The organism is Lichenicola sp. (assembly GCF_965198575.1).
Taxonomy (GTDB): Bacteria; Pseudomonadota; Alphaproteobacteria; order Acetobacterales; family Acetobacteraceae; genus Lichenicola.
The window spans coordinates 3,263,406-3,278,225 of record NZ_OZ240671.1; the positions used below are offsets into that span (position 1 = coordinate 3,263,406).

14 protein-coding genes are annotated in these 14,820 nt (G+C 67.5%); 2 read left to right on the forward strand and 12 right to left on the reverse strand.

Features of this window, described 5'->3' with window-relative positions; all coding sequences use genetic code 11:
- Positions 1 to 3: 3 nt before the first annotated feature.
- From ACOEQ2_RS14825 to ACOEQ2_RS14840, 4 genes are all read right to left on the reverse strand, one after another.
- Positions 4 to 297 (reverse strand): DUF3253 domain-containing protein, encoded by a 294-nt coding sequence (locus ACOEQ2_RS14825; RefSeq protein WP_419728726.1) that lies wholly within the window; start codon positions 295 to 297, stop codon positions 4 to 6.
- A complete protein-coding gene (locus ACOEQ2_RS14830; protein WP_419728727.1) occupies positions 297 to 1,319 on the reverse strand; it encodes an isocitrate/isopropylmalate dehydrogenase family protein in 1,023 nt (340 codons plus the stop codon). Before ACOEQ2_RS14830 ends, ACOEQ2_RS14825 begins: the two co-directional genes overlap by 1 nt.
- A gap of 32 nt (positions 1,320 to 1,351) precedes the next feature.
- Positions 1,352 to 3,142 (reverse strand): aminopeptidase P family protein, encoded by a 1,791-nt coding sequence (locus ACOEQ2_RS14835; RefSeq protein WP_419728728.1) that lies wholly within the window; start codon positions 3,140 to 3,142, stop codon positions 1,352 to 1,354.
- A 182-nt stretch (positions 3,143 to 3,324) separates the two neighbouring features.
- Positions 3,325 to 3,747, reverse strand: a complete 423-nt coding sequence (locus ACOEQ2_RS14840) for a hypothetical protein (RefSeq protein WP_419728729.1) — start codon at positions 3,745 to 3,747, stop codon at positions 3,325 to 3,327.
- A gap of 208 nt (positions 3,748 to 3,955) precedes the next feature.
- Here ACOEQ2_RS14840 and ACOEQ2_RS14845 point away from each other — a divergent pair, with 208 nt between their 5' ends.
- On the forward strand, positions 3,956 to 4,522 hold the full coding sequence (locus ACOEQ2_RS14845; protein WP_419728730.1) for a hypothetical protein: 567 nt from the start codon (positions 3,956 to 3,958) through the stop codon (positions 4,520 to 4,522).
- A gap of 12 nt (positions 4,523 to 4,534) precedes the next feature.
- Here the strand turns inward: ACOEQ2_RS14845 and ACOEQ2_RS14850 are convergent, their stop codons facing one another.
- The 3 genes from ACOEQ2_RS14850 to ACOEQ2_RS14860 are packed head-to-tail and all read right to left on the reverse strand — an operon-like array spanning position 4,535 to position 8,186.
- Positions 4,535 to 5,023 carry an N-acetyltransferase family protein gene (locus ACOEQ2_RS14850; RefSeq protein ID WP_419728731.1) on the reverse strand — a complete coding sequence of 163 codons (489 nt, stop codon included), beginning with the start codon at positions 5,021 to 5,023 and terminating at the stop codon, positions 4,535 to 4,537.
- Positions 5,020 to 5,928 carry a 50S ribosomal protein L11 methyltransferase gene (locus ACOEQ2_RS14855; RefSeq protein ID WP_419728732.1) on the reverse strand — a complete coding sequence of 303 codons (909 nt, stop codon included), beginning with the start codon at positions 5,926 to 5,928 and terminating at the stop codon, positions 5,020 to 5,022. The genes ACOEQ2_RS14850 and ACOEQ2_RS14855 overlap by 4 nt, the downstream gene beginning before the upstream one ends.
- Positions 5,925 to 8,186: an ATP-dependent helicase gene (locus ACOEQ2_RS14860; protein ID WP_419728733.1), complete on the reverse strand. Its 2,262-nt coding sequence runs from the start codon at positions 8,184 to 8,186 to the stop codon at positions 5,925 to 5,927. The genes ACOEQ2_RS14855 and ACOEQ2_RS14860 overlap by 4 nt, the downstream gene beginning before the upstream one ends.
- A gap of 231 nt (positions 8,187 to 8,417) precedes the next feature.
- Here ACOEQ2_RS14860 and ACOEQ2_RS14865 point away from each other — a divergent pair, with 231 nt between their 5' ends.
- Entirely contained in the window at positions 8,418 to 9,059 is a 642-nt protein-coding gene (locus ACOEQ2_RS14865) for a JAB domain-containing protein (RefSeq protein ID WP_419728734.1), read from the forward strand.
- A 21-nt stretch (positions 9,060 to 9,080) separates the two neighbouring features.
- On the opposite strand, the gene yjfF is transcribed toward ACOEQ2_RS14865, so the two are convergent.
- The 5 genes from yjfF to ACOEQ2_RS14890 form a co-directional block, all read right to left on the reverse strand.
- Positions 9,081 to 10,058 (reverse strand): galactofuranose ABC transporter, permease protein YjfF, encoded by a 978-nt coding sequence (yjfF, locus tag ACOEQ2_RS14870; protein WP_419728735.1) that lies wholly within the window; start codon positions 10,056 to 10,058, stop codon positions 9,081 to 9,083.
- Between the two features lie 13 nt (positions 10,059 to 10,071).
- On the reverse strand, positions 10,072 to 11,112 hold the full coding sequence (locus ACOEQ2_RS14875; RefSeq protein WP_419728736.1) for an ABC transporter permease: 1,041 nt from the start codon (positions 11,110 to 11,112) through the stop codon (positions 10,072 to 10,074).
- The gene (locus tag ACOEQ2_RS14880; RefSeq protein WP_419728737.1) at positions 11,109 to 12,650 is read right to left on the reverse strand and encodes a sugar ABC transporter ATP-binding protein; all 1,542 of its coding nucleotides are present in this window, start codon (positions 12,648 to 12,650) and stop codon (positions 11,109 to 11,111) included. Before ACOEQ2_RS14880 ends, ACOEQ2_RS14875 begins: the two co-directional genes overlap by 4 nt.
- Positions 12,650 to 13,621, reverse strand: a complete 972-nt coding sequence (gene ytfQ / locus ACOEQ2_RS14885) for a galactofuranose ABC transporter, galactofuranose-binding protein YtfQ (protein WP_419728738.1) — start codon at positions 13,619 to 13,621, stop codon at positions 12,650 to 12,652. Before ytfQ ends, ACOEQ2_RS14880 begins: the two co-directional genes overlap by 1 nt.
- Before the next feature lie 232 nt (positions 13,622 to 13,853).
- Positions 13,854 to 14,819 (reverse strand): 3-hydroxyacyl-CoA dehydrogenase family protein, encoded by a 966-nt coding sequence (locus tag ACOEQ2_RS14890; protein WP_419728739.1) that lies wholly within the window; start codon positions 14,817 to 14,819, stop codon positions 13,854 to 13,856.
- Position 14,820: the final 1 nt, after the last annotated feature.

Below are 14,820 nucleotides of genomic sequence, written 5' to 3' on the forward strand. Positions count from 1 at the left end.
GCCTCAGTCCGGGGTCTCCGGATCCGGTGCCGCGGGGCGAAGCCGCAGCCGGATCACGCCGCGGACCGCCTCGGGCTCGATCGGCCGACCCTTGCGCAGGATGTCGATCCGCCCCTCTCGGCTCAGCGCCCGGGCGGCATCCCGGACCTGTCCCATGAGGCGCTGCCAGTCCTCGCCGTAGGCGCGGGCAACCTCGCTCGGGCAGATCGACTTGTCGTCTCCACGGATCGTCACCTGACGCATGATCTCGGCGCGCAACGCTTCCGGCGACGGGCCCGTTGGCCGGGTATCTGCCATCACCGCAGCTGTTGCAGCAGGGCGCCGGTCAGGTCGCGTGTGCCCGCAGTGCCGCCGAGATCGCGCGTGCGCACCCCGCTTGCGAGCAGGCGATCGATGCCGGTGGTCAGCCGGGTGGCCAGGTCCTGGCGCCCGACATGCTGCAGCATCAGCCCGGTCGAGAGCAGCATCGCCAGCGGGTTGACCAGCCCCTTGCCGGCGATGTCGGGCGCCGAGCCATGCACCGCCTCGAAGATTGCCGCATCGGTGCCGATATTCGCACCCGGCGCCATTCCGAGACCGCCGACCAGGCCCGCGATCAGATCCGACAGGATGTCGCCGAACAGGTTGGTGGTGACGATCACGTCGTACTGCCAGGGATCGAGCACCAGCTGCATGGCGCAGGCATCGACGATGCGGTCGTTCATCTCGACGCGGCCCTCGTACTCCTTGGCGACCTTGCGGCCCTCCTCGAGGAACAGTCCGGTCAACGCCTTGAGGATGTTGGCCTTGTGGACGACCGTCACCTTCTTGCGGCCGTTCTTCACCGCATACTCGAAGGCGTATTCGACGATCCGCCGGCACTCGGCGCGGGTGTTGAAGCCGGTCGACATGGCGATCGCCTTGGGGTCGTGGCCGATCGGCAAATAGTGCTCCATCGCCGCGTAGAACCCCTCGAGGTTCTCGCGCACCAGCACGATGTCGATGTCGTCGAAGCGGCCGCCGGGGATCAGCGTGCGGGCCGGCCGCAGATTGGCGAACAGCTCGAATTCCTGCCGCAGCGTCACGTTGATCGACTTGAAGCCGCCGCCGACCGGCGTGGTCAACGGGCCCTTCAGCGCCAGGCCGGTGCGCCGGATGCTTTCGATCGTCGCCAGCGGCAGCGGGTCGCCGCTGTCACTGACCGCCGCCATCCCGGCGAGCTGCCGGTCCCACTCGAACGGGGTGCCCAACGCATCGAGCACCTCGATGACGCACTCGACGATTTCCGGCCCGACGCCGTCACCGGGGATCAGGGTGGCCGGGATCTTGGTGTCGCTCATGTCGCAACGGCTCCTCTCGAAACGCCCCCGGCTCAGAGCGGCGCGCAGGCCCGGGTCAGCCAGTCGCGTGCCGGCTGGTCCAGATCCGGCCCGAGCTCGGCCAGCACCCGCGCATGGTAGCGGTCGATCCAGTCGGTCTCGGCCGGTGCCAGCAACGCAGGCTCGATCACCGCGCGATCGAACGGGGCCAGCGTCAGGGTGTCGAACTCCAGGAAGCGGGTATCGCCGCCCAGCTCCGACGGGCGCACCAGAAGCAGGTTTTCCAGCCGGATGCCATAGGCGCCGGGCAGATAGTAGCCAGGCTCGTCGGACAGGATCATGCCGGCCTCGATCGGGATCGGCCGCGCGGTGGCCGAGATCCCGCACGGGCCCTCATGCACCGACAGGTAGCTGCCGATGCCGTGGCCGGTGCCGTGGTCGTAATCGAGCCCCGCCTGCCAGAGGGCCGCGCGGGCAAACGCGTCCAATCGGCCACCATGCACGCCCGCTGGAAAGCGTGCCCGCGCCAGGGCGATGTGGCCCTGCGCCACGCGGGTCACGTGGTCGCGCACCTGCGCCGGGGCTGGGGCGGGACCGCTCCAGACGGTGCGGGTGACGTCGGTGGTGCCGTCCGGATACTGGCCGCCGCTATCGATCAGATAGACCTCGTTGCGCTGCAGCCGGCGGGCGGTGGCAGAGTCGGCGCGGTAGTGGATGATGGCGCCGTTCGGGCCGGTGCCGGAGATCGCCGGGAAGCTCTCGCCGCGATAGGTGGGGTCCATCTGCCGGAAGCTGTCGAGGCGGGTGGCGAGCTCGGTCTCGCTCTGGCCGACGCCATTCTCCGAGAGCCAGTGCAGGAACCGGCAGAGGGCGAGCCCGTCGCGGTGGTGGGCGTCGCGCGAGCCCTGCTGCTCGACGGCGTTCTTGCGCGCCTTGGGCAGCAGGCACGGATCAGGAGCCGCGGACACGGTGGCGCCGGCCGCCCGCAGCGTTTGGCCGAACCAGGCCGCCGCGCCCGAGGGATCGACGCGGACGCGGCGGCCGGACAGCTCGGCGAGGGCCGCGCCGATCTCCGAGACGGGCCGCAGCTGGACGCCGTTGCCGAGCCAGTCGCGCGTGGCGGGGGGGAGCTTTTCCGGCGCCATGAACAGGGTGGCGGTCTCGTCGGCGTTCAGCAGCGCGAAGCCGAGCGCCATCGGGGTGAAATCGACGTCCCGGCCCCGGATGTTGAACGCCCAGGCGATCGAGGCCGGGTCGCTCAGCACCACGCTGTCCTCGCCGGCGTCCTGCAGCAGACCGGCGATCTCGTGCCGCTTGTCCTGCGCCGACTGCCCGGCGAACGCGATCGGGTGCGGCAGGGCTTCCGCCATCGGGGGTGCGGGCCGGTCGGTCCAGACCGCGTCGACCGGGTTGGCGGTCATCGGGACCAGCTCGATGCCGGGCTTGCTGTAGCGCGCGACAGCATCGGTGCTGAGCAGCCAGGGGTCATAGCCGATGCGGGCATCGCGGCCGGGTGTGCTGGTGGCGACCGTCTCGGCGAGCCAGGTCTCCGGCGGCTGGCGGATCATGTGCAGGCGCTGGTAGCTGTCGCCGTCCACCTGGGAGGCCAGTTGCAGCACGTAGCGTCCGTCGGAGAACACCGCCGCGGTGTCGGCCAGCACGATGGCGACGCCGGCGCTGCCGGTGAACCCGGTCAGCCAGGCCAGCCGCTCGGCGTAGGGGGCGACATACTCGCCCAGATGCTCGTCGCCGCGCGGCAGGATGAACCCGTCCAGCCCGTCTTGAGCGAGGATTTCCCGGAGGGCTGCGAGGCGTTCGGCGGCGGTTGCGTGCGTCTGCGTCATTCGGCGAGCGTTCCTGATGTGGCGTTTAGTGCTAGAGGATCGACTTCCGGAGCGTCGGCGTCCAGGCCCAGACCTTTTCGATCCAGCAGATGCCGGACCGCGTTCGAACGGAAGTTGGCAGGCGTCGATCCCTGAGATGGCACCGCTCGGTGATGTGGTCCCGAGGCGATGCCATCTCATGCTCATGGCGATGAGAAGAACAAGTTGCATCCCGGAAGCTTGAGACCGTGCACGGTCGTGGATGCGTCGCCACCCCCGTTCACCCTGAGCGTGGACGGCTGGCCGGAAGCCGTATCGGCCTTCAACTTCGCATACTCGGCGATGGCATTATCAAGCCTCCTCTGGTTGGCTGGGCCACGCGGCTTCGGCTGGTAGCCTGAATCGAGCGGCGGTGCGATCGCGGGCATCCGCACCAGCAGCCAAGACGAACGGCAGGCTCTCGCGTCGATATCGGGCACAGCACTCCTGCGCACGAGCACCTCGAACTGACCATCTTCATCGGGTGCCCTGAGAACCTTGCGTGGCCACGCCGTTGTCGTGATCCTGCCGTCAACCAGCAGATCGGCAGCGGAGACGGTAATGTCGACGCTGAACGGCGCTCCCACAGCTCGAGGCGCAGTGCATGACGCTCCGAGCGCTGTCGCGATGAGCAGGATCGAAATCCGAGAGCGAGATGGAGCTGGGACCTGTGTTTTCATTCAGCGCCCATGGGCGGGGGGGAGTGGACCCTGGCCGGGCAATCAGGTTCATTCAGTCAGTCGCCACGGCGCCGCGGCCGCGACCTCTCGTTCCATCGACAGCCAGGACGTTGCCATGTCTGCCAGATTTCGTGCCGCAGCTTCGGCTTTGGTTCTTGCGCTGTCGCGCCTACCTGCATGCGCGCAGCCTTCACAGGGTCTTTCGACACCGACGCTCGATGCAATCGAATCTGCCGCTCATGATGCCGAAGAAACCCACTGCACGACCGCGCATTGCAGCACGATCCGTATCATCGACCAGTCGCTGCACATCCTGCTCGAATCACAAGCGACGACGAACGGCCTCACACGCAAAACTCCTTCCAATCGTGATGACCTGAGCCGCAAGCGTCTTGACGGTGCGCTGCTCGATCACCCGGCGCTGTTCCAGGACGTATGCACCGAGGCGCAGGCAATCGCCGGCGAGTATGGCAAAGCCGACATCAAGGGCGACCTCTTCGTCGCAGTCGGGCTGATCGACATCGCATCGCGGATGGATGCGCGTGATCATGGTCAGTGCTTGCCCGCAATCCTGGCCGCCATGCCGCGGACAACAGCGGCGGATACCGCGATCTCGAATGCTCGCACCCTGTGCGAGAACAGGCAGCCGGCCGAGGCGGATTGCAAGGCCATCTCGCGCTGACCTGACTGCCACTCAACCCAACAAGCGATGCATGAACACCAGGTCGAGCCAGCGATCGAATTTGCGGCCGACCTGGGGGAGGGTGGCGGCGCGGGTGAAGCCGTGGCGCTCGTGCAGCAGGATCGAGCCGGTGTTTTCCGACGCGATGCCGCCGATCATCGCGTGGTTTCCCGCCGCCGTCGCATGCGCGATCAACGACGTCAGCATCGCGTTGCCAAGCCCGCGTCGTTGCGCCGTGGGGTCGATGTAGATCGAGTGCTCGACCGTGTGCACGAACCCGTCATGCGGGCGGAACGAGCCATACGAGCCAAACCCCTGAACGGCACCATCCAGTTCTGCCACCAGAACCGGCAACCCTGCCGACTGACGCTCGCGCATCCAGGCGCCTCGGGTCTCCATCGTGGCAGGCGTGATCGTCCAGAGCGCCGTGCCGTGCAGGATCGCGTCGTTGGTGATCTCCAGGATGCGCGGCAGGTCGGCCGGTCCCGCGTCGCGGATCATGCGCGGGCAGCCGGGCGGCGGAGGATCAGCGTCGCCCAGTAGCCCTCGACCATCTGGTGCTCGAGCACTAGGCCCTGGCGTCGGTGGGCGGCCAGCACCATGCGCACCTGGCTGTCGAGCAGCCCCGCCAGGATGACGGTGCCGCCGGGTGCCAGGTGCTGCCCGAGGTCGCGCGCCATCATGCAGAGCGGGCGCGCCAGGATGTTGGCGAACACCAAGTCGAACTGCCCCGCCGCACGGATGTCCGGCGTGCGCCAGCCATTGCCGTGGCGACATACCAACTGGTTGCGCAACCCGTTCATCGCCGCGTTCTGCGCCGCCACGCGCACCGACCATGGCTCGATATCGACCGCCAGCACCGGCCTGTGCAGCAGGGCCGCCGCCGCCATCGCCAGGATGCCGGAGCCGCAGCCGAGATCGAGGATCCGCGTCGGCCGGCGATACGCGACCCGCTCCAGCGCCCGCAGGCAGCCGCGCGTGGAGCCATGCTCGCCGGACCCGAAGGCGATCCCGGCATCCAGCGTCAGGGTGATCCGCGGACCGCCCGCCTGAGCCGCCAGATGGGTGCCGCGAATGGCGAAACGGCGGCCGACCTGCTGCTCGGGAAAGCTTTCATAGGTGCGCGCGAGCCAGCCTTCGGCCTCGGTCTCGTGACGCTCCAGCGGGGCGACGATGCCGGTTGCCGCCGCCGCCAGCGCCAGCGCGTCCATCAGCGTGGCCTCGCCGATGCCGGCATCCTTCACGCCCTCGATGCGCCAGACGGTCTGGGTGTCGTCCGCCTCGAAGATGCCGACGGTGGTGCAGACGCTGGCCAGCGCACTCTCATACGCTTCCACCGCCTCGTCCGGCACCGTGACATGCACGGTCTCCAGGCGTGTCGCATGGCGGCGGGTGATCGCGGTCATGCGCCGGATCCGGTGTTGGCGCCGACTTCCGCGTCGCTCACCGGCTGCACGTAGTTGTCGAGCACGCGCTTGAACCCGGCCTTCTCGAACTCGACATCGAGCTTGTTGTCATCCGCACTCTTTACGACCCCGTAACCGAACTTCTGATGGAACACGCGGGTACCGGGCTCGATCGCGCCCTGTCGTGCCGGTCGCGCCGGCTGCTCCCAGGCCTCGACGGTGCGCGGGCGTTTCGCCATCAGCGGGAACTGGCCGCCGAACACCGGAGGTGCACTCCGCATCTGCTCGCGGGCCAGCGACGCCGAGCCCATATGCTCGACATGCTCGTCGGGGATCTCGTCGATGAAGCGGCTCGGGATCGAGCTCTGCCAGTTGGCGTAGATGCGACGATTGGCGGCGTGGCTGATCAGCGCACGCTTGCGGGCCCGGGTGATGCCGACATAGGCCAGCCGGCGCTCCTCCTCGAGTCCCTTGTTGCCGCCTTCATCCATCGTGCGCTGGCTCGGAAACAGGCCCTCTTCCCAGCCGGGCAGGAACACGCTGTCGAACTCCAGGCCCTTGGCGCCGTGCAGCGTCATCAGATTGACCCTGTCGGCGCCTGCGTTCTCGTCGTTCTCCATCACCAGCGACACATGCTCGAGGAAGCCGCCGAGGGTCTCGAAATCGACCAGCGCGCGCACCAGTTCCTTGAGGTTGTCGAGCCGGCCTGGCGCGTCCGGCGACTTGTCTTTTTTCCACATGTCGATGTAGCCGCTCTCCTCGAGCAGCGTCTCGACCACGCGGATATGCGCGCCACCCGCGAGCCGGTCATCCTGCGCGCTCTCGCCGAGTGCGGCACGTCCGCGTGCCAGCGTCGCCATCAACTGTCCGAGCTGATCGCGCACGCGTCCCTTGAGCGTGCCGTCGGCGAGCAGACGCAGCACCGCCTCGGTCATCGGGATCTGCGCATTGCGGGCGGTGGTGTGCAGCGCGCTCAGCGCCACGTCACCGACACCGCGGCGCGGAACGTTGATGATGCGCTCGAACGCGAGGTCATCGGCCGGCTGGTTCATCACCCGCATGTAGGCGATCGCGTCACGGATCTCGGCGCGCTCGTAGAACCGCATGCCGCCGATCACCCGGTACGGCAGCCCGAGCGTGATCATGCGCTCCTCGAAGGCGCGCGTCTGGAAGCCGGCGCGCACCAGGATCGCCATTTCCGACAGCGCGTGTTTCTCGCGGTGCAGCTGCTCGATCTGCTCGCCGACCATGCGCGCCTCCTCGTCGGAGTCCCACACCGAGGCGATCAGCACCTTGTCGCCGCTGGTGTCGTTGCCGCCCGGCCGCAAGGTCTTGCCGAGCCGGCCTTCGTTATGCGCGATCAGGCCCGACGCAGCGGCCAGGATCGGCGCCGTCGAGCGGTAGTTGCGCTCCAGCCGCACGACCTTCGCGCCTGGGAAATCCTTGTCGAAACGCAGGATGTTTTCGACCTCTGCGCCGCGCCAGGAATAGATCGACTGGTCGTCATCGCCGACACAGCAGATGTTCGCGGGCTGGCCCTCGCGCTGGGCCAGCAGACGCAGCCACAGATACTGGATCGTGTTGGTGTCCTGGTACTCGTCGACCAGGATGTAGCGGAACGTGCGCTGATACTGCGCCAGCACGTCCGGCTTCGTGCGCAGGATCTCGACGATGTGCAGCATCAGGTCGCCGAAATCCGCCGCATTCAGCTGACGCAGCCGCTCCTGGTAATCGGCGTACACCTGGCGCGCCTTGCCGCCGGCGAAATCGGTATCCTCGGCCGGCGTGATGCGGTCCGGCGTCAGGCCGCGATCCTTCCAGCGCTGGATCGCCCCCATCAGGCCCGGCGCCGGCCAGCGCTTGGTGTCGATCCGGTGCAGCTCCATGGTCTGCTTGAGCAGCCGCAGCTGGTCGTCGGTGTCCAGGATGGTGAAGCTCGACGTCAGCCCGACATACTCGCAATGCCGCCGCAGCATGCGGGCGCACAGCGCGTGGAAGGTGCCGAGCCACAGCCCCTCGACCGGCCGCCCGAGCAGGGCCGCCACCCGCTCGCGCATCTCCCGCGAGGCGCGGTTGGTGAAGGTGACCGCCAGCACCTGGCCGGGCGACGCGCGGCCGCTCAGCAGGATGTGGGCGAATCGGGTGGTCAGCACGCGGGTCTTGCCGGTGCCGGCACCCGCCAGCACCAGAAGGGGCCCGTCGACCGTCTCGACGGCCTCGCGCTGCTCGGGGTTCAGCCGTTCGAGATAGGATGTCATGTGGGCGACAATCTAGGGTGCCGGAGGACGCGCCTCAATGCGCCTTCTCGGAACGGCTTCCCGGAGAGCCGGCCCTGGGCCTACACTAACGATATGTTAGGAAAAACCCGCCCAATATTGCGCACGGCCATCCCCGATCCAGTCACGCTGGCACTCGCCCCACATCTAACGGATGTCCGGCCGAATCGCCCACCCTTCGAGAGAACCGGCCCGCAGGGGCATCGCGCCCGCATGCGTGAGCGGGTGCTGTCGCAAGGCGCCGGGACGCTGGCGGATTACGAGATCCTCGAGATGCTGCTGTTCCTGGGCATCCCGATGGGCGACACCAAGCCGCTGGCCAAGCACCTGATCAACGTCTTCGGCAGCCTCTCCGGGGTGCTGTCGGCAACCCCCACGGCGCTGGCCCTGGAGGCCGGCGTGACCGAAGCGGCGATCGAGATCCTCGGGCTGCCCGGTCCGGCTGCCGAATACCTGGCCGCCGCCGAGACGCGCAGCATGCCGGTGCTGAACAACTGGGACCGGCTGCTCGACTATCTGGACGTGGCGTTGCGTGCAGCCGTGCCGGGCCAGTTGCGCGCGCTGCTGCTCGACAACCGCAACCGGCTGCTTGCCGACGAGGTGGTCGTGGCCGAGCCCGGCGACCTCTCCTACGTGCTGGGCGGGAGGGCGCTGGCAGTGCACGCAACCGCGCTGATCCTCATCCGCGTCGTGCCGGTGGGGCCGCTCGAGAAGGGATTGCCGAAGCGCGAGGCGGCCTTGTGTGCACCGGTGATCAAGTCGCTGGGGTTGCTGTCGGTAACGCTGCACGACCACATGCTGGTCGGCCAGGGGAGCTGGATCAGCCTGCGCCAGAAGGGCCTGCTGGCGATGTAAGAGGGGCGCGGTCGGGCGTCGTCAGGCCCGCGCCGTCGGTGACCTGCGCCGGCGCAACACGCCGCTCGACATCACCTGCTGGAACGCGATGAACGCGAACAGCAGAGCGCCGGTGACGATCTTCGCCCACCAGCTCGACAGGGTGCCGTCGAAGGTGATGTAGGTCTGGATCAGCCCCTCGATCATGACGCCCACGAAGGTGCCGAACAACGTGCCGTAGCCACCCGACAGCAGGGTGCCGCCGATCACCACCGCGGCGATCGCGTCGAGCTCGTTGCCGACGCCGGACAGCGAGTAGCCGGACGAGGTGTAGAGCGAGAACACGATGCCCGAGAGGCCGGCGAGCGTGCTCGACAGCATGTAGATCTGCACCGTGGTGCGGGCGACCGGGATGCCCATCAGCGTGGTGGAAGCCCGGCTGCCGCCGAGCGCATAGACGTTGGCGCCGAAGCGGGTGAAGTGCAGCAGCAGGATGCCGAGCGCGAACACCGCCAGCATCAGCATCGTGACGAAGCTGAGCCTGCCGCCGCCGGGGAGATGCACCGCGAAATTGTTCAGCGTGTCGTAGAGGGGTGCCGTTACCGGGATCGATTGCGTGGACAGCAGGAAGGCGCTGCCGCGGGCCAGGAACATGCCGGCAAGGGTGACGATGAAGGGTGGCATTTCCAGGTACTGGATCAGTGCACCCATTGCCGCGCCGAAGGCTGCCGAAAGCAGCAGCACGAGCCCGAACGCGATCGGCACCGGGATGCCGAGCTTGCCGATGGCGATGGCCAGGAACACCGTGGTGAAGCCGAGCACGGCACCCACCGACAGGTCGATGCCGCCGGAGATGATGACGAACGTCATGCCCACCGCCATGACACCGAGATAGGCATTGTCGGTGAGCAGGTCTGCGACCACGCGGGTCGACGCGAAATGCCGGAAATGCACGCCGCAGATCGCGAAGCCGATCAGGAACACGATCGTGGTGACGATCACCGGAAGTTTGCCGCCCATGTCCGGTCTCCCCTCAGACCCGGCTGCGACGGAGGCCGGCGCGACGGAACCGACCGCCGATCGCCACCAGTTGCCGCGATTGCGCCAGCAGCACCGCCAGCACCACGATCGCCTTCACCACCAGGTTGAATTCGGCTGGCAGCCCCGAGAGCAGGATGCCGGTATTCATCGACTGGATGATCAGCGCGCCCACCACCGCCAGCAGGATGCTGAACCGGCCGCCCAGCAGCGATGTGCCGCCGATCACCACGGCCAGGATCGCGTCCAGCTCGAGCCAGAGCCCGGCATTGTTGGCGTCGGCACCGAGAATGTCCGCCGCCGCCAGCACGCCCGCCACCGAGGCGCAGATCCCCGACCAGGCATAGACGGCGACGGTCATGGTGCGGGTGTCGATGCCGGCGAGGCGGCTCGCGCGGGCATTGCCGCCGGTCGCCTCCACCATCAGCCCGAGTGCGGTGCCGCGCACCAGCGCCAGGGTGACCAGCACGGCCCCGATGGTCACCACGACCGCCGCCGGCACGCCCGCGACCGAGCCGCCGCCGAACCAGGACAGGCCGTGCGAGGAGAAGGTGCGGATGCGGCCGCCGGTGATCAGCTGCGCCACGCCGCGGCCGGCCACCATCAGGATCAGCGTGGCGACGATCGGCTGGATCCTGAGCCACGCGACGAGGATGCCGTTCCACACGCCGCACACCAGGCCGACGGCGACCGCCGCAAGCAGCGTGACCGCCAGCGGCTGCGTATCGGCCAGGGTGGCGGCGATCGCGCCCGAGATCGCCATCACCGCACCCACCGACAGGTCGATGCCGCCGGTGGCGATGACCAGCACCATGCCGAGCGACAGCATCGCAACCGGCGCGCCGTGGTTGAGCACGTCGATGACGCTGCCGAACATTCGGCCGCCCATCATGTGGATGTGGAAGAAGCCCGGTGACGCCACCCGATCGAGCAGCAGCACGACCACGAGCGCGATGATCTGCGGCATGCCACGGCGCGGGATCCGCAGGCGGGAGCGCGATCCGGCGCCGGGCGTCGGCTGCACCGCGGCACTCATGCCATCACCTCCGCCTGCACCGGCGCAGTTGCGTCATCGGCGGCGATGGCGGTCAGGATGGCGGAAACGGTGATGAACTCGCCCTCGAGCGTGGTGACATGCACCTGGTCGCGCAGCACCACCACGCGGTCCGCGTAGGTCACGATCTCGTCCAGCTCCGAGGACACCACCAGCAGCGCCAGCCCATCGGCGCACAGCTCGCGGATCAGCCGGATGATTTCCGCATGCGCGCCGACATCGATGCCGCGGGTCGGCTCGTCCAGGATCAGGATGCGCGGCTCGGTGGCCAGCCAGCGTGCCAGCAACGCCTTCTGCTGATTGCCGCCGGACAGCAGCCCGATCGGGCGCTCGGGGTCGGGCGGGCGGATATCCAGCGCCTTGACGAAGCGCCGGGCGATGTCGTCCTGCTCGCGGCGGGGGATCGGCCGCCACATGCCGCGACGCGCCTGGAGCGCCAGCACGATGTTCTCGCGCACCGATAATTCGGCAACGATGCCCTCGGTCTTGCGCTCCTCCGGGCAGTATCCGAGGCCCTGGCGCAAGGCATCGCGCGGGGACGCGATCCGGGCCGGCGCGCCGTTCAACTCCACCCGTCCGGTATCCGCCTTGTCGGCCCCGAACACCACGCGGACGGTCTCGGTGCGGCCCGATCCGAGCAGCCCGGCCAGGCCCACGACCTCGCCGCGATGCAAGTCGAGGTCGAAGGGGGCGATGCTGCCGCGCTTGCTCATGTTGTGGAAGCTGCCGATCAGCTCACCACCGCTGCCGCTGGTCTCGCGCACGGACACGGCCTCGTCGAGCTCACGGCCGAGCATCATCCGGATGAGTTCCATCCGCGGCAGGCTTGCCGTGGGACGCTCACCGACCAGCCGGCCGTTGCGCAGCACGGTGATCCGGTCGCTGACGGCATAGACCTGATCGAGGAAGTGGGTGACGAACAGGATCGCCAGTCCGCGTGCGGCCAGCTGCCGCATCACGTCGAGCAGCACACCGACTTCATGCGCGTCCAGGCTGGCCGTCGGTTCGTCCAGGATCAGAACACGCGCCGACAGATCGACCGCGCGCGCGATCGCGCACACATGCTGGATCGCCACCGAATACGAGCCGAGCGGCCGGCCGAGATCGATGTCGAGCCCGAAACCGCGCAACAATTCGGCGCCACGCCGGCGCATTTCCGCACCGCGCACGAGCCCGAACCGCGTCGGCTGACGGCCAAGGAACAGGTTCTGCGCCACCGAAAGGTTCGGCAGCAGGTTCACCTCCTGATAGACCGTGGCAAGTCCTTCCGCCACGGCCTCCTCGGTGGTGCGCGGCGCGATCGGCTTGCCCGCAAGTTTGACCTCGCCGGCGTCGCGCCCATGCACACCGGTGACGCACTTGATCAGCGTCGACTTGCCGGCCCCGTTCTCGCCGAGCAGGGCGTGGATCTCGCCCGCACGCAGGACGAGATCGACCTCGTCCAGCACGCGAACCACGCCAAAGCTCTTCGAGAGGCCACGGATCTCCAGAAGTGGCCCGGGATCCGGCGCGTCGGACATCAGTATCCGAGGTCCTTTTTCTGGTCCAGGATCTGCTGCAGGTCGGTGTCGTTGGAGGTGTGCAGGACCGACTTGGTCTCGATCCACTTCGGCGGGACCGTGCCGTGCGCCTTGTAAGCCGCGAGCGCCACGAACGCCGGACCGGCCATGTCCGGCGTCAGCTCGACGGTGGCGTTCGCCTCATGCGCGATCATCGCCTTGAACATGTCCGGCACGGAGTCGACGGACACGGTCAGGATGTCCTGGCCCGGCTTCAGCCCGGCTTCCTTCATCGCCTGGATCGCGCCGATCATCATGTCGTCGTTATGCGCGTAAACGGCGCAGATATCCTTGCCGCCATTCTCCGACTTGATAAAGCTTTCCATCACCTGCTTGCCTTGGCTGCGGGTGAAGTCGCCGGTCTCGGAGCGCACGATCTTGATGTTCGGCTGCTTGGTGACGGCGTCGTCGAAGCCCTTCTTGCGGTTCACCGCAACGCTGGACCCGACCGTGCCCTCGATCTCGACGATGTTGCACGGCTTAGAGCCGACAGCCTTGACCAGCCAGTCGCCGGCGACGGTGCCTTCATGCACGCTGTCCGACGTCACCGCGGTCAGATAGAGCGACTTGCCGGACGGATCGATGTCGCGATCGAGCAGGATCACCGGGATCTTGGCGTCCTTCGCCTCGCCGAGCACCTGCGTCCAGCCCGTGGCGACGACCGGCGCCAGGAAGATCCCGTCCACGCCCTGCGCGATGAAGGACCGGATCGCCTTGATCTGGTTCTCCTGCTTCTGCTGCGCGTCGGAGATCTTGACCGTGTCGCCGTTCTTGGTGGCTTCCTGCTTGGTCACCGACGTTTCCGCAGCACGCCAGCCGGACTCCGAGCCGATTTGCGAAAAGCCCACGACCAGGCCGCTCGCATGCGCCACACCGGCGGTCAGCATGGTTGCGGCAAAAGCCGTCGAAAGCATGGTTTTCTTGAAGTTCATTGTTTCCCCCGTTTTGTTTGACGATCGCAACGCTCGAGGATTTCAATTCCCCGACTGTCGCGCCGGCCATACTTGACTATTTCGAACTGGATCGCCTTGGACGACGAACTCTTGGACGTGCCAGTGATAGCACCGCGCAGCAGGTAATAGAATATGCTTTGTGCGCAACAAGCCGGCTATTCCGCCGGCTTGAAGCTTTAGGTTACAGTCCCGGCGAACGCCCGTAACGAACTCACTCGTCCAAAGGCGACGGCCCGAGCTCCTCCAGCAGTTGCGCCATGCGTGCATACGCCTTGTTACGGTAGGCAACCAGCTTGGCAGCCATGTCGGGTTCGAATTTCCCGTAGAAGCCGTCCCCGGACTTCACGCCGAACTTCCCGTCATCGACGAGCGACTTGAGCAGTGCCGGCGTGGCCAGCCGTTCGCCGAACGCGTCCTCGAAGGTCTTGAAGCAGGCGGCGTAGATGTCGAGCCCTGCCATGTCGGCGATCGCGAACGGTCCGAAGAACGGCAGTCGGAAGCCGAAGGTCGAGCGCACGATGACGTCGACGTCGCGTGCCGTCGCGATGCCCGCCTCGACGATCGAATTGCTTTCCTTCAGCAGCACGTATTGCAGACGGTTGAGCACGAAGCCCGGCACATCCGCGACCTGGGCGCTCGACCGTCCGGCCCGCCGCAGCATGTCCTTCACGATCGGGATGACCGCGGGATCGGTCGCCTCGCCGGCGACCAGCTCGACGCCGGGAATGAACGGCGCCGGATTGCTGAAATGCACCGTGAGGAACCGCTCGGGATTGCTGACGGCAGGAGCAAGGATCTTCACCGGCAGGGTCGAGGTGTTGGTGCCGATGATGGCGTCCGGGCGGGCCGCGGCACAGATCCGACGCAGCACCTCATGCTTGATCGCCGGGACTTCCGGAACCGCCTCCTCGATGAAGTCGACGTCCCGCACGGCCTCCTCGATCGATTCCGCGAAACGCAGGTTGGCGGTGATCTTCTCGGTGGACCCGGCCGGGAACAGACCCTGCGCCTCGAATTCCGCCGCCTCGCGCAGCAGTCGCTTCAAGGCATTTGCGGTGGCCTCGGCGGAGACGTCGGCGAGTGTCACGACGATGCCGGCAGCGGCCAGCGACTGTGCGATGCCGCCGCCCATATATCCGGCGCCGATCACGGCCGCGGTTTCGATGGTGCTGATCATG